Source organism: Enterobacteriaceae endosymbiont of Plateumaris rustica, assembly GCF_012562965.1.
In the GTDB taxonomy this organism is placed as follows: Bacteria; Pseudomonadota; Gammaproteobacteria; order Enterobacterales; family Enterobacteriaceae.
The window spans coordinates 299153-314418 of the sequence record NZ_CP046228.1; the positions used below are offsets into that span (position 1 = coordinate 299153).

16 protein-coding genes and 2 tRNA genes are annotated in these 15266 nt (G+C 19.8%); 8 read left to right on the forward strand and 10 right to left on the reverse strand.

Annotated elements, in window-relative coordinates; translation table 11 throughout:
* Position 1: 1 nt before the first annotated feature.
* Together rplC and rpsJ are read right to left on the reverse strand one after the other, a co-directional pair.
* Positions 2 to 643 (reverse strand): 50S ribosomal protein L3, encoded by a 642-nt coding sequence (gene rplC / locus GJT82_RS01460; protein ID WP_168819578.1) that lies wholly within the window; start codon positions 641 to 643, stop codon positions 2 to 4.
* A 39-nt stretch (positions 644 to 682) separates the two neighbouring features.
* A complete protein-coding gene (gene rpsJ / locus GJT82_RS01465) occupies positions 683 to 994 on the reverse strand; it encodes a 30S ribosomal protein S10 (protein ID WP_168819580.1) in 312 nt (103 codons plus the stop codon).
* 287 nt (positions 995 to 1281) lie between these two features.
* On the opposite strand from rpsJ, the gene ruvX reads away from it, so the two are divergent.
* The 3 genes from ruvX (at position 1282) to hemW (ending at position 3550) form a co-directional block, all read left to right on the forward strand.
* Complete coding sequence (ruvX, locus tag GJT82_RS01470) at positions 1282 to 1737, forward strand: Holliday junction resolvase RuvX (protein WP_168819582.1); 456 nt, start codon at positions 1282 to 1284, stop codon at positions 1735 to 1737.
* Between the two features lie 87 nt (positions 1738 to 1824).
* Positions 1825 to 2388: a YggT family protein gene (locus GJT82_RS01475; protein ID WP_168819584.1), complete on the forward strand. Its 564-nt coding sequence runs from the start codon at positions 1825 to 1827 to the stop codon at positions 2386 to 2388.
* A gap of 10 nt (positions 2389 to 2398) precedes the next feature.
* Complete coding sequence (gene hemW / locus GJT82_RS01480; RefSeq protein WP_168819593.1) at positions 2399 to 3550, forward strand: radical SAM family heme chaperone HemW; 1152 nt, start codon at positions 2399 to 2401, stop codon at positions 3548 to 3550.
* 1 nt (position 3551) lies between these two features.
* Here hemW and trmB read toward each other — a convergent pair whose 3' ends face one another.
* Positions 3552 to 4244, reverse strand: a complete 693-nt coding sequence (gene trmB, locus GJT82_RS01485) for a tRNA (guanosine(46)-N7)-methyltransferase TrmB (protein ID WP_168819601.1) — start codon at positions 4242 to 4244, stop codon at positions 3552 to 3554.
* Positions 4245 to 4313: 69 nt separating this feature from the next.
* Between trmB and GJT82_RS01490 the strand changes: the two genes are divergently transcribed.
* The gene (locus tag GJT82_RS01490; protein WP_168819603.1) at positions 4314 to 4550 is read left to right on the forward strand and encodes an oxidative damage protection protein; all 237 of its coding nucleotides are present in this window, start codon (positions 4314 to 4316) and stop codon (positions 4548 to 4550) included.
* A 35-nt stretch (positions 4551 to 4585) separates the two neighbouring features.
* Here GJT82_RS01490 and GJT82_RS01495 read toward each other — a convergent pair.
* A tRNA-Ala gene (locus GJT82_RS01495) sits at positions 4586 to 4658 on the reverse strand.
* Positions 4659 to 4666: 8 nt separating this feature from the next.
* Positions 4667 to 4740: transfer RNA gene (locus GJT82_RS01500), tRNA-Ile, on the reverse strand.
* Between the two features lie 127 nt (positions 4741 to 4867).
* Here GJT82_RS01500 and rmuC point away from each other — a divergent pair.
* From rmuC to GJT82_RS01520, 4 genes are all read left to right on the forward strand, one after another.
* The gene (rmuC, locus tag GJT82_RS01505; RefSeq protein ID WP_168819605.1) at positions 4868 to 6301 is read left to right on the forward strand and encodes a DNA recombination protein RmuC; all 1434 of its coding nucleotides are present in this window, start codon (positions 4868 to 4870) and stop codon (positions 6299 to 6301) included.
* A 42-nt stretch (positions 6302 to 6343) separates the two neighbouring features.
* Positions 6344 to 7135: a TatD family hydrolase gene (locus tag GJT82_RS01510; RefSeq protein ID WP_168819607.1), complete on the forward strand. Its 792-nt coding sequence runs from the start codon at positions 6344 to 6346 to the stop codon at positions 7133 to 7135.
* A gap of 56 nt (positions 7136 to 7191) precedes the next feature.
* Positions 7192 to 8592 carry an asparagine--tRNA ligase gene (asnS, locus tag GJT82_RS01515; protein WP_168820044.1) on the forward strand — a complete coding sequence of 467 codons (1401 nt, stop codon included), beginning with the start codon at positions 7192 to 7194 and terminating at the stop codon, positions 8590 to 8592.
* Positions 8593 to 8704: 112 nt separating this feature from the next.
* Entirely contained in the window at positions 8705 to 9844 is a 1140-nt protein-coding gene (locus GJT82_RS01520) for a porin (protein WP_168819609.1), read from the forward strand.
* A gap of 84 nt (positions 9845 to 9928) precedes the next feature.
* Here GJT82_RS01520 and GJT82_RS01525 read toward each other — a convergent pair whose 3' ends face one another.
* From GJT82_RS01525 to serC, 5 genes are all read right to left on the reverse strand, one after another.
* Entirely contained in the window at positions 9929 to 10552 is a 624-nt protein-coding gene (locus GJT82_RS01525) for an MBL fold metallo-hydrolase (RefSeq protein WP_168819611.1), read from the reverse strand.
* 26 nt (positions 10553 to 10578) lie between these two features.
* A complete protein-coding gene (locus GJT82_RS01530; RefSeq protein ID WP_168819613.1) occupies positions 10579 to 10863 on the reverse strand; it encodes an HU family DNA-binding protein in 285 nt (94 codons plus the stop codon).
* A gap of 63 nt (positions 10864 to 10926) precedes the next feature.
* The gene (rpsA, locus tag GJT82_RS01535) at positions 10927 to 12585 is read right to left on the reverse strand and encodes a 30S ribosomal protein S1 (protein ID WP_168819615.1); all 1659 of its coding nucleotides are present in this window, start codon (positions 12583 to 12585) and stop codon (positions 10927 to 10929) included.
* A gap of 253 nt (positions 12586 to 12838) precedes the next feature.
* Positions 12839 to 14128 (reverse strand): 3-phosphoshikimate 1-carboxyvinyltransferase, encoded by a 1290-nt coding sequence (aroA, locus tag GJT82_RS01540; protein ID WP_168819617.1) that lies wholly within the window; start codon positions 14126 to 14128, stop codon positions 12839 to 12841.
* 45 nt (positions 14129 to 14173) lie between these two features.
* Positions 14174 to 15265, reverse strand: a complete 1092-nt coding sequence (gene serC / locus GJT82_RS01545; protein WP_168819619.1) for a 3-phosphoserine/phosphohydroxythreonine transaminase — start codon at positions 15263 to 15265, stop codon at positions 14174 to 14176.
* Position 15266 lies beyond the last annotated feature (1 nt).

Here is a 15266-nt window from a genome sequence, read left to right on the forward strand (position 1 = left end):
TTTAATTTAAATTTTTAATAGCAGGTTTAACAATAACATTACTTCCAATAAATCCAGGAATAGCACCTTTAATTAATAATAATCTTTTTTTTATATTTAATTTAATAATATTCAAATTTTGAATAGTAATTTTTTTATTTCCTAATTGACCTGCCATTTTTTTACCTTTAAAAACTTTTCCTGGAGTTTGATTTTGACCAATAGATCCAGGAACTCTATGAGATAATGAATTTCCATGACTAGCATCTTGAGTTTTAAAATTCCATCTTTTAACAGTACCTGAAAAACCTTTTCCCTTTGAAATTCCAGTTATATCAACTTTTTTTATTTTACTAAAAATTTCAATAGTTATATTTTGACCTATATAAAATTTATTTTCATTATTAGAAATTAAACGATGTTCCCATAATATATAACCAGCTGGAGTTTTTGCTTTAGCAAAATGTCCTGCTTCAGCTTTATTTATACGACTAACTTTTTTTGTACCTGTTGTCATTTGAATAGCACTATAACCATCATTTATAACAGTTTTTATTTGAGTAATACTAATAGATTCAAATTTTATTACTGTTATAGGAATAGACATTCCATCTTCAGTAAAAATACGAGTCATTCCTAATTTTTTACCGATTAAACTAATCATGATTATATAACCTCACAAAATATTAAAAAAATATTTTTATTAACCTAAACTAATTTGTACATCTACTCCAGCTGCTAAATCTAAACGCATTAACGCATCTACAGTTTTTTCTGTAGGTTTTATAATATCAACTAAACGTTTATGAGTACGAATTTCATATTGATCACGAGCATCTTTATTAACATGTGGAGAAATTAAAATTGTAAAACGTTCTTTTTGTGTGGGTAATGGTATAGGACCATGTACCTGTGCACCAGTGCGTTTAGCAGTTTCAACAATCTCAGCAGTTGATTGATCTATTAAACGATGATCAAAAGCTTTTAGACGAATACGGATTCTTTGGTTCTGCATTATTAAATCAGAGCCTCTAATTTAAAAAAAATAAAATAACCTTCTACAAACTTTAAAATAGCTTTGAGAGGACCTATGTGATATTATAATATTTATAAAATTATTATGATATAATCTTCTATTATGACTTATAAAATATATAGAAAGCAATATATTTAATCTATAAAATTTAAAAAAACAATATATAAAATGTAATCAAAATTTTTTTGAACAATATATTATTATTAATAATATTAAAAAAATATTTTTTATAAAAAATAATAATAAAAATTAAAAATTATTATAATATGTTTCTAAATAAAAAAAATATAACTTTATTAGCTTTTGATTATGGAACTAAAAATATAGGTGTAGCAGTTGGGCAAACTATCATCGGAATAGCCCATTCATTAAAAAAAATAAAAAATAATAAAAAAGGAAAACCTGACTGGAATGAATTTAAAAAAATAATAAAATATTGGAAACCAAATAAAATAATAATAGGTTTACCATTAAATATGAATGGTAGTGAACAAAATATTACAATATTAACTAAAAAATTTGCATATCTTATAAAAACTAAATTTAATGTAAATGTAGAATTACATGATGAACGTTTAAGTACTATTGAAGCTAAAAATATTTTATTTACAAATGGAGGATGGAAAATGTTAAAAAAAAATGATGTAAATTCATTATCAGCATCAGTTATTCTTCAAAGTTGGTTTGAAAATAATAAATTCTATTTGAAAATAAAAAAATAAAATTATTTGATTAAATATAAAAAAATATCTTTTTAGTAAATTATTGAATCAAATATAAAAATTTATTATTATAAGTATGAGGTAACGATGTTGACATTAACATTTTTAGGTAGAAGTATATTTGAAATTACCATAATGACTTTATTAATGAGAATTTGGATTAATTTATTTATGAATGATATCTATAATTCTTTTTCTCAATTTATTATATTAGTAACACAACCTTTTATAACACCAATAAAATTTTTTATACCTAATATAAAAAATTTTGAGATATCATCATTTATACTATTAAGTATTATTTGTATAATGAAATATCCAATATTAACTTATTTAGAAGTAACTTTCGTACCTTATATTCTTTCTTTAACAACATATATTTTTATAGGTTTTTTTTCATTAGTAAAAGGTATAGGATATTTAATATTTTGGTTAATAACTATACGTTCTATATTTAGTTGGTTTAATAGAAATTATAATGATTTTGATATAGTATTAAATAAATTAACAGATCAAATTTTAAATTTTACAAGAAAATATATTTCTCCTATTTATAATGTAGATATGTCTGCATTCATAATTACTATGAGTTTATATTTTTTAAATTTTTTAGGTTATGATTTATTTCCTGGTTTTTGGTCAATAATTTAACTTATAAAATATGCAAAAAAAATATTATAGTTTATATATTCATATACCTTGGTGTTTAAAAAAGTGTCCTTATTGTGATTTTTATTCTTTAGTTACTTCTGATATTAATTTTAATAAAAATATAAAACAGAGATATATTAATAATTTATTACTTGATTTAGAAAATGACTTATTTTTTTTAAAAAAAAATAAAATTTATATTAAAAGTATTTTTTTTGGTGGAGGAACACCTAGTTTAATAAATGGAAAATTAATTTCTTATTTATTAAATGAAATAAATAAAAAAGTATATATAAAAAAATCAGCTGAAATTACTATTGAAACAAATCCTTCATCTATTAATAAAAAAAATATTTTAGAATATAAAAAAAGTGGAATTAATCGTATTTCTATAGGAATCCAAAGTTTTAATGATATTAGTTTAAAATTATTAGGTAGAATTCATTCTGCTAAAGATGCTATTAATGCTATTCACACAGTAATTGATAATGGTTTTACAAATTTTAATATAGATTTAATGTATGGTATTCCTAAACAATCATTAAAAGAAGCAAAAAATGATTTATATCAAACATTATTATTTAATCCTAAACACATATCATGGTATCAACTAACAATAGAACCTAACACAATTTTTGGTAAATATAAACCAAAAAATTTACCAAAAAATGATATTTTATGGAAAATTTTTAAAGAAGGAAAAAAAATTTTAAAAAAATATGGATATATTAATTATGAAATATCTTCTTTTGTAAAAGAAAATATTTTTAAATGTAAACATAATTTAAATTATTGGAACTTTGGAGATTATATTGGTATAGGATGTGCTGCTCATGGTAAATTTACTATGAATAATAAAAATATTATTCGTACTGTTAAAAACAGTAATATAACAAAATATATTAATGGTAATTATTTATTTTCTAGTACAAAAATCAAAGATTCTGATAAGATGATAGAATTTTTTTTAAATAGATTACGCATATTTAAAAAAATTTCTAAAAAAGAATTTACTTTAAATACAGGAATAAAAATTAGTTCTATTACTGAATATATAGCAAAATCAGAAAAATTAGGATATATTAAAAATAATAAAGATTATTTAATAGTTACTAAAAAAGGTTATTTATTTTTAAACGATTTATTAGAAATATTTGTTTAAATTAATTAATACTATTAATTTTTGTATATTCTAAAACCCATATTTGTTTATTTTTTTTTTTAGCTTTATTAAAAAATTTTGTTGATGGTAATTTATAAAAATTTTTATATATTTTTTTAAATGTGTTTGATGAAATAATATTATTATTATAATTAATATTATTAATATTAGATATTATATTATCTTTATATTGGATATCGTCTGTATTAATATATAAAATTCCTTTATTTTGTAATACTAAAAAAATTTGTTTCAAAAAATTATTATTTAATAATCTTCTTTTCTTATGTTTTATTTTTGGCCAAGGATCAGGAAAATATATTTGAATTAATTTTATATGATTATAAGGAATCATTTTTTGTAAAACATCTATAACATTATAATTAATTAATTTTAAATTATTTATTTTATTTATATTAATATTTTTTAAACAATTAATTATTCCTGGTATATATACTTCAATACCAATAAAATTATATTGAGGATTATTAATAGCAATATCAATAAGTAATTCTCCTGTTCCAAAACCAATATCAATTATTATTGGAAAATTCTTATGAAATATCAAATTAAAATCTATAGGAGTCATTTGAAATTTAATATTAAATTTATATGAATATTTTTCTAATATTTTTTTTTGTAATTGACTTAATTTTCTATAACGACAAGTAAAACTTTTAATATTATTTTTCATTTTTATTATTATTTATAATATTTTATTATATAATTTTAATTAAAAATATTTTTTGGAATATTTTTTATTATGACTAGAAAAATTTTTTGCATATTTTATCAATGTAAAATGACAGGACTAAATTATTATATATATCCAGGATATATAGGTGAAATTATTTTCAATCAAATATCAAAAAAAGCATGGAATAAATGGTTAATTAAACAAACTAAATTAATAAATGAAAATAATTTAAATTTGATAAATAAAAAACATTCTAATTATTTAAAAAATAATATGATTAATTTTCTTTTTATTAAAAATTAATTTATTATTTTGAATAAATAATATAATTATATTGTTGGAGCTAAGCGGGATCGAACCGCTGACCCTCTGCGTGCAAAGCAGATGCTCTACCATCTGAGCTATAGCCCCAATTATTTTAGGCTTGAGTGGACTTGAACCACCGACCTCACCCTTATCAGGGGTGTGCTCTAACCAACTGAGCTACAAGCCTATTAATTATTAAATAATTTATTCATATTTATTATTAAAAGTCAAATAAAATTTTTTAATTATTTTAAAAAATAATTTATTTCGTTTAATATAAAATTATTCTTTTTATTATATAAAATAAAAATTTTATGATATATTATAATATATTTATATTTTTAGAGTTAATAATCATTTTTTTTCTTATTTTTTTATATAAAAAAAAATTTGATCAATTAAATAAATTAAACTTAATAAATAAAATTACTGAAAAAATTTTAGAAGAAAAAATAAAAAAGAATAATAAATTAAGTTATAAATTAAAAGAATTTATAAGTTTAAAAGATAATTTAAATAATAATTTAAAAAAATTAGAAATTGAATTAGTTGTTATACAAGAAAAAAATAATAATTTAAAATTTTTAAAAATAGAAAATAACGATTTAAAAATAAAAATATTAAATCAATTAGAAATTATTTCAGATTTAAAATCTAAAATAAGTAAAATTGATACTCAATTAAAAGATTCAATTATTTTTTTTGAAAAAAAACAAATATTAATAACAGATAATAAAAATTATTTAAATTCAGAATTTATAAATTTAGCTAATAAAATTTTTGAAAATAATGAAAAACGTATTAATGAAAATAATAATAAAAATATAAAAAATATAATTAATCCATTGAAAGAACAGTTAAATGATTTTAGAAATCAACTTCAAAATAATTTAAATAAAGAATCTTCTGAAAGAAATATATTAACTTATGAATTACGTAATTTACAAAAATTAAATAATCATCTTTCTAAAGAAGCAATTAATTTAACAAATGCTTTAAAAGGTAATAATAAAATTCAAGGAAATTGGGGTGAATTAATTTTAAATAAAATATTAGAATCATCAGGATTAAGAAAGGGATATGAATATGAAATTCAAAAAACTATTAAATTAAAAGATAAACAAAAAAAAATTCAACCTGATATAATAATCAAATTACCTCATAATAAAAATATAATAATTGATTCTAAAATGACTTTAGTTGCTTATGAACGTTATTTTAATTCTGATGATAGTAAAATTAAAAATAAAGCTTTAGATGAACATATACTTGCTATTAAAAATCATTTACGTTTATTAAGTAGTAAAAATTATCAAAATTTACCTAATATGAAATCATTAGATTATATTATTATGTTTATTCCTATAGAACCAGCTTTTTTAATAGCTATAGGTTATAAACCTTCATTATTAAATGAAGCATTAAAACAAAATATTATGTTAGTTAGCCCCACAACATTAATGGTTACCCTTAGAACTATTAGTAATTTATGGCGTTTTGATAAACAAAATAAAAACTCTTTAATTATAGCTAATAAAGCTACAAAATTATATGATAAAATTAGACTTTTTGTAGAAGATATATATAATATTGAAAAAAGTTTAAATAAATTACAAGATAATTATAATTCAGTAAAAAAAAGATTATTTACAGGTAAAGGTAATATTATTTCACAAGCAGAAAGTTTTAGAAATTTAGGTATTAAAGTAGTTAATAAAATAAATACAAAAAATATAGATAATGATTAATATCATGTTAAAATATTTATTTTATAATAAAGATATTAAATAATGTTTGATATTAGTGTTAATTTAACAAATATACAATTTGATAAAGATCGTAATTTAGTTATTGATAGATCAATAAAAAAAGGAATAAAAGGTATGTTAATTATTGGATCTAATATTACTGATAGTTATCATGCATATAAAATTGTTAAAAAATACAATAATTATTGTTGGTCTACTGTAGGAATTCATCCTCATTATGCTAATTTATGGAAAAAAGATACAATAGATAATATTTGTTATATTTTATCTAAAAAAAGAGTAGTAGCTATAGGAGAATGTGGATTAGATTTTTATAGAAATAAATCTTCTAAAAAAGAACAATTATTTGTTTTCAATGCACAATTAGAATTAGCATCAAGTTTATTTAAACCTGTATTTTTACATTGTCGCAATGCTTTTAATATTTTTATTAAAGAACTATCTCCTTGGATTAATAAAATTCCTCAATCTATAATACATTGTTTTTCTGGTAGTAAATATGAATTAGAACAATGTCTGTCTATGAATTTATCTATAGGAATATCTGGATTATTTTTTAATAAAAAATATAGATCTGAATCTATAAATGATATTAAATTAATTCCAAAAGAATTTTTATTAACAGAAACAGATTCTCCTTATTTATCATTTAAAAAAATAAAAGATAGCAATTATTATAATATAATAAAAAATAGAAATGAACCACTATTTTTATATTATCTTTTGAAACATATTTCATATATAAGAAATGAAAGTTTTTCATTATTACAAATTCAGACAGAAAAAAATGCTCGTAATATTTTAAAAATTTAATTTTTATAAATTTTAACTCTATAAAAATCAAGTTTAAATAAAGAGAAAACATTATGATTTTACTTTCTAGTATATCTCAATTAATAAAAGATAAAATTAAAATTAATAGTGAAATAACTATAGGTGGGTGGGTGCGTACAAAAAGACATTCGAAAATAGGAATAACTTTTATTATTTTATATGATGGTTCATGTATTCATGATATTCAAGTAATAGCTTACGAATCATTAAATAATTATAAAAAAGATATTTTATCAATTACTAGTGGTTGTTCTTTAATGATAACTGGAAAATTAGTAAAATCTCCTAAAAAATTACAGAAATATGAAATACATGCTTCAAAAATAAAAGTTTTAGGATGGGTTAAAAATCCTGAAAAATATCCTATCTCTCCTAAAAAACATAGTTTAGAATATTTAAGAAAAGTATCTCATTTACGTTCACGTACTAAGTTAATTAGTTGTATTACTAGAATAAAACATAATATAATTATATATATTCATAATTTTTTTCATAAAAAAAATTTTTTTTGTATAAATACTCCATTAATTACTACTTTAGATACTGAAGGTTCAGGTAAAATGTTTAGAGTTTCAACTATCGATCTTAAAAATTTATTTTTTGATTCTTATAAAAAAATAAATTTTAAAAAAGATTTTTTCGGTAAAGAATCTTTTTTAACTGTATCTGGACAATTAAATTTAGAATCATATGCATGTTCTATGTCTAAAGTATACACCTTTGGACCTACTTTTAGAGCTGAAAATTCTAATACTAATCGTCATCTAGCTGAATTTTGGATGTTAGAAATAGAAATGTCATTTGCAAATTTAAAAAATATTATGTATTTAGCAGAAAAATTATTAAAATATTTATGTAAAAAAATTTTAAATAATCATATAGATGAAATTAATTTTTTATCAAAAAAAAATAATATTAATTTATTTAATAAAATTAATAAAATTATTACAAATAAATTTATAATTATTGATTATACTAATGCTATTAATATTTTAATAAAAAACAAAAAAAAATTTAATAATCAAATTTTATGGGGAAAAGATTTATCTATAGAACACGAAAAATATTTAACTAATAATTATTTTAATGGACCAGTAATTATATATAATTACCCTAAAGAAATAAAAGCTTTTTATATGTATCTTAATAAAGATAAAAAAACAGTTTCTTCTATGGATGTTTTATTACCAGACATAGGAGAAATTATAGGTGGTTCTCAACGAGAACACAGAATTGATATATTAGATCAAAGAATTAAAGAATTAAAATTAAATAAAAAAGATTATTGGTGGTATCGTGATTTAAGAAAATACGGTACTGTAATACATTCTGGATTTGGTTTAGGATTTGAAAGATTTATAACATATATTACTGGATTATGTAACGTTAGAGAAGCTATTCCATTTCCAAGAACACCATATAATGCTAAATTTTAATTTAAAAAATGTAAATAATTTTAAATATTAGTTTTCTGAAATAAAAAAATAAAGTAATATTATTATAATATAATTAAAAAATATTATAAGTAATGTATTATAGAGGATAATTATGAAATTTAATATATTGAAAATATTAATACCATTTTTATTATTATTTAATATTGTATATGCAAATGAAATTTATAATAAAAATAATCAAACATTAGATTTATATGGTAATCTAAATGTTAATAATATTTTTTTTAAAAAAAATGTTAAATCAATAAAAAATGACGAAAAATATAATTTTGATTTAGGATTGAAAGGTACAACAATAATTAATAATTATTTAAAAGCATTTGGACAATTTGAATATACTATACAAATAAATAAACCTGAATCTAATCCTCATTATCCTATAATACATTTAGGTTTTTTAGGATTACAATTTTATGATATGTCTATAAGTTACGGTAGAAATTATGGTATTTTATATGATACTATTTCATATATAGATAAATTTCCTATCTTAAATGAAGGAATATATTATTTTAATGATAATTTTATGTTTGGTAGAGCAAATAATTTAACAACTTACCGAAATAAAAATTTTTTTGGTTTAATAGATGGATTAAATATTGCCTTACAATATCAAGGAAATAATAATTTTTCTAAAATTGAACAAAATGGTGAAGGTTGGGGATCTTCAATTGAATATAATTTAGGTTGTGGAATTAATATTATTGGATCCTATTTTTCTTCTTACAGTAATCCTAATCCTAATAAATTATTATTTCATAATTCTTTTTTTAGTAAAAAAAATAAACAAGAAAAAAAGAAATCTAACAATAAAAAAATGTCTAATGCTTATGCATTAGGTATAAAATATAATAAAAAAAATATTTATTTATCAACAGTTTTTAGTGAAACTAATAATTCAATAAGATATGTTGCTAATGACGATCTATTATTAGCTAATAAAACTAAAAGTTTAGAAATTTTAGGTCAATATACTTTTAATAATAATATAAAAGCGTCAATATCATATTTACAATCACAAGGATATAATATACCTCCTGGTGATGATTATCCTTCTGGAAGAATTGACTTAGCTAAATATCTAAATATTGGTACTTCATATTCTTTTGGTAAAAATCTTTTAGCTTATTTAGGATATAAAATTAATTTATTAAATAATACAGATTATGTAGTAAGTGCTTATATACCAAATAATAATATGATAGGTTGTGGTTTAACATACTATTTTTAATTAAAATAAAAAAATATTATTTTAATAATTACAAATACTAATTAACTATCTAATATTCTTTTATAAATAGTTAGTTAGTATTTTTTATAAAAAAGGATTATTTAATTTTTCAAAACCTATAGTAGTTACAGGTCCATGTCCTGGAACAACAGTAATATTATTACCTAATGGAAATATTATATTTTTTATAGAATCAATTAAATCTTTATAATTACTTAATGGTAAATCAGTTCTACCAATATTTTGTTTAAAAATTATATCTCCTGAAAATAAAATACTACTTAATTTATTAAAGAAAATTATATGTCCAGGAGTATGACCTGGACAATGGTATACTTTTAATAAGATATTACCTATTATTATTTGATCATTATTTTTTAACCATTGATTTTTTTTAAAAATACAATTAGGTATTTGAAAAATATTTTTTTGAAAGTTAGTATTTTTTGTCCAAAAAATATCTTTTTTATGAGGTCCTAAAATAGGTATTTTATATATATTAGATAATATATATGCAGAACCAATATGATCTAAATGACCATGAGTTATCAATATTTTTTTTACAAATAATTTATATTTAGATATATTATTTATAATTTTTTGATGTTCTCCACCTGGATCAATTATTGCTGCATGTAAAGTAACAGGACACCATATTATACAACAATTTTGGTGAAAATCTGTCACTTGTATAATTATATAATTCATTTTTATAATAAATACTATTAAATATTTTAAATATTTATTTTTTCTCTAAATTTTTTTCCTAATTTAAAATATGTAATATATTGAGATTTTAATCTTAATATATTACCAGTTTTAGGATGAAGATATATTCTTGCAGATCTATAATATAAAGAAAAAACACCAAATCCTCTAATTTCTATTCTATGACCTTGAGAAATATTTAAAGTCATACAATATAATATTTCTTTTACTGTATTTTTAATAATATTTACTGAAATTTTATTATTTTTATTTTCTAATATTAAATTATTAATTAATTCAGACTTATTCATTAATGAATACCATTTTATATGAAAATTACTAATATATTTTTTTATTTTTATTAAAAATTAAATTTATTCACATTTTGCAGCTTTAAAAGCTTCAGTCATAACATTATCAAAAGATAATTTATCTTTATTTTTTTTCGAAATATTATTTTTTACTTTTTTAATTTTTATAGAAAGATTAACTAATCTATTTTTTCTATCAATAGCTATTATTTTACCTTCAACATTATTTCCTATTTTAAAATATTTAATAAAATCTTCAATTTTACAATTTATTTGATCAGATAATTTTATATTTCCTAAAATTCCATCAGAAAATTTTATAGATATAATTTTAGTATCAACATTAATAATATTAGCAATAACATTATTACCTTTTTTTTGTGCAATAATATAATTGTTTAATGGATCATTACTTAATTGTTTAATTCCTAAAGATATTCTTTCTCTTTCAGAATCCACTTGAAGAACTATAGCTATAATTTCATCTCCTTTTTTATAATTACGTACTTCTTCCTCACCATTATTAACCCAAGACAAATCAGATAAATGAACTAATCCATCTATACCTCCACTGAGACCAATAAAAATACCAAAATCTGTTATAGATTTTATTTTACCTTTTACTTTATCTCCTTTATTATGATTTTTAGCAAATTCTAACCATGGATTGATAGTACATTGTTTTAATCCTAATGAGATTCTTCTTCTTTCTTCATCAATATCTAATACCATAACTTCTACTCTATCATTAATATTAACTACTTTTGAAGGATGAATATTTTTATTAGTCCAATCCATTTCAGATATATGTACTAATCCTTCCACTCCTTCTTCTATTTCAACAAAACATCCATAATCTGTTAAATTAGTTACTCTTCCCATTACTTTTTTATCTTCAGGATAACGTTCAGAAATAGATATCCATGGATCTTCTCCTAATTGTTTTAATCCTAATGAAACTCTAGTTTTTTCTCTATCAAATTTTAATACTTTTACAAAAATTTCTTCTCCTATATTAACAATTTCACTAGGATGTTTTACTCGCTTCCATGCCATATCAGTAATATGTAATAATCCATCAACTCCTCCTAAATCTACAAATGCACCATAATCAGTAAGATTTTTAACTAATCCTTTAATTTTTATTCCTTCATGTAAATTATCTAATAATTGATTTCTTTCTGCACTATTTTCAGATTCTATTACTGCTTTTCTAGATACAACTACATTATTACGTTTTTGATCTAATTTGATAACTTTAAAATCTAATTCTTTTCCTTCTAAATGAAAAGTATCTCTTATTGGTCTGATATCTACTAAAGAACCAGGTAAAAAAGCTCTAATACCATTTAAATCTACAGTAAAACCTCCTTTAACTTTACCAGTAATAATTCCAGTAATATTACTAATATTAGTATATGATTTTTCTAAAATTAACCATGATTCATGTCTTTTAGCTTTTTCTCTAGATAATATAGTTTCTCCAAATCCATTTTCTATAGCATCTAATGCAACTTCTATTTTATCTCCTATTTTAATTTCAATATTACCTTGAGAATTTTTAAATTGTTCTATAGGAATAGAAGATTCTGATTTTAATCCAGCATCTACTAATACTATATCTTTTTCAATAGAAATTACCATTCCAGTAATTATAGAACCTATATTAATAGTATGATTTTTTGAAAATTTTTCAAATATTTGAGCAAAACATTCAGTCATATTAATAACTTTAAATATATAAAATAATATTCACTTGTATCCTATTAAGTATTATTTTTTTTTAAAAAACTCATATATCCGTATTATGAGAAGTTAATTAAAATTATAAAAAATTTATAAAATATATTTCTATTATTTCATTATATAATTTAATATTTATATAAATTTAACATTAATAATATTTAACTGCAACTATACATATAATGATTAATTTATAAAAAAATTATTTAATAAATAATATTTATATCGTTGTTTAATAGTGACTAATTTTTTTAAATTCTTTAAAATAATTAGGATATGTTTTTTTAGTACAATTAGGATTAATAATACTTACTGATTTATTAGATAAAGATAATAATGAAAAACACATTGCCATTCTATGATCATTATAAGTTTCAATAATAGTACTTTTTATATCTTTAGGTGGAATAATAGTAATATAATCTTTACCTTCTATTATAGTTGCACCAGTTTTACGTAATTCAGTAACCATAGCAGTTATACGATCAGTTTCTTTAACACGCCAATTATAAATATTTTTAATAGTAGTTATACCTTTGGCAAATAAACTAGTTACTGCTATAGTCATAGCAGTATCAGGAATATGATTCATATCCATATTAATAGAATTTAATTTATTACGAGTACAAGAAATATAATTTTCTCCATTATATATTTTGGCTCCCATATCACTTAATACATTAGTAAATTTAATATCACCTTGAATACTATTTTTATTAATATTAATTAATTTAATTTTTCCTCCTTTAATAGCAGCCGCAGCTAAAAAATAAGAAGCAGATGATGCATCACCTTCGATAATATATTTTCCAGGAGAGAAATATTCTTGATTTCCTTGAATAATAAAATTATAATAATTATTATTATATATAGTTATACCAAAAATTTTCATTAATTTGATTGTTATATCAATATACGGTTTTGAAACTAAATTATTTTTTATAAAAATTGAAGTATTTGTTTTTAATAATGGACAAATTATTAATAATGAAGTTAAAAATTGACTAGATATTGATCCATCTATTTCAATATTATTTATACCAGTAAAACCTCCTTTTAAATGTATAGGAGGATAATTTTTGTTATTTAAATATTCGATTTTTGCCCCCCCCATACGTAAAGATTCTACAAGATGACCAATAGGTCTTTCTTGCATACGTGATTCGCCAGTTAATATAATATTACAATTTTTGTTTAATGATAAAAGTGCAGTTAATGGTCTTATTACTGTTCCAGCATTACCTAAAAAAAATGTTAATTTTTTATTGCATTTAAAAAAATTATTATTTCCTATAATGTTACAAACAGTATTATTACTAGATAAATTATATGTAATACCTAATAATTTTAATGCATTAAGCATATGATGAACATCATCACTATCTAATAAATTAATTAATTTAGTTTTTCCTTTTGATAAAGCGGATAGTAATAATACTCTATTAGAAATACTTTTTGATCCTGGTAATTTAATAGAACCATTAATTCTATTAATAGGTTTTAAAGTTAAAATATTTTTCATAATAAATTATTCTTTTATAGAAAATAATATTAATAATAATATTATTTATATATGTAATTTTTCAAAATTATTCATAAATTTTACTAAAGCTTGTACACCTTCTATAGGCATAGCATTATATATTGAAGCTCTAATACCTCCTAAAATACTATGTCCTTTAAGAAAATATAGTCCTTTATTTTCTGCTTCTTTTAAAAATATATTTTCTATATTTTTTTCATTAATTTTAAAAACTATGTTTGTTATAGATCTATTTTTAATAGATATATTATTTACATAAAGTTTACTATTATCTATAGTAGAATATAATAATTTTGCTTTTTTTTGGTTTATTTTATTAATATATTTTATTCCTCCTTTTTTCTTTAACCATTTTAAAACTAAACTAGATAAATATAATGAAAATGTAGATGGTGTATTAAACATTGAATTATTATCAGAAATAATTTTATAATTTAAAACAGATGGTAATTCCTTACGATAATTTTTTTTAATAATTAAATCATCTCTGATTATTACAATAGTTAAACCAGATGGACCAACATTTTTTTGAGTACTAGCATATATTATTCCATATTTTGATACGTTAATTTCTTTTGTAAGTATAGTAGAAGATAAATCTACCACAACAATTTTATTTTTAAAATTAGGATCTTCATGTATAGCTATACCTTCTATAGTTTCATTAGAACAATAATGAATATATATTGATTTATTATTTAATAACCATTCATCCATTGGTTTTATATATAAAATATTATTAATTATTTTTCTAGTATAAATAATATTAGGTATACAATATTTTTTTGCTTCTTCCATAGCTTTATAAGACCAATAACCAATATTTGCATAATCAGCATTTTGATTATAATTAAGTAGGTTCATTGGTATAGCAGCAAATTGTGTTCTTGCACCACCTTGAAAAAACAATATTTTATATGTAGTAGGTATATTCATTAATATACGTAAATTATTTTCAAATTCTTCAACTAAATTTATAAAATATTTGCTACGATGACTAATTTCCATTACTGAAACATTTAAATTATTCCAATTAATTAGTTCATTTTGTGCTTTTAATAATACTTTATGAGGAAGAGTTGCTGGGCCAGGACTAAAATTGAATATTTTTTTCATT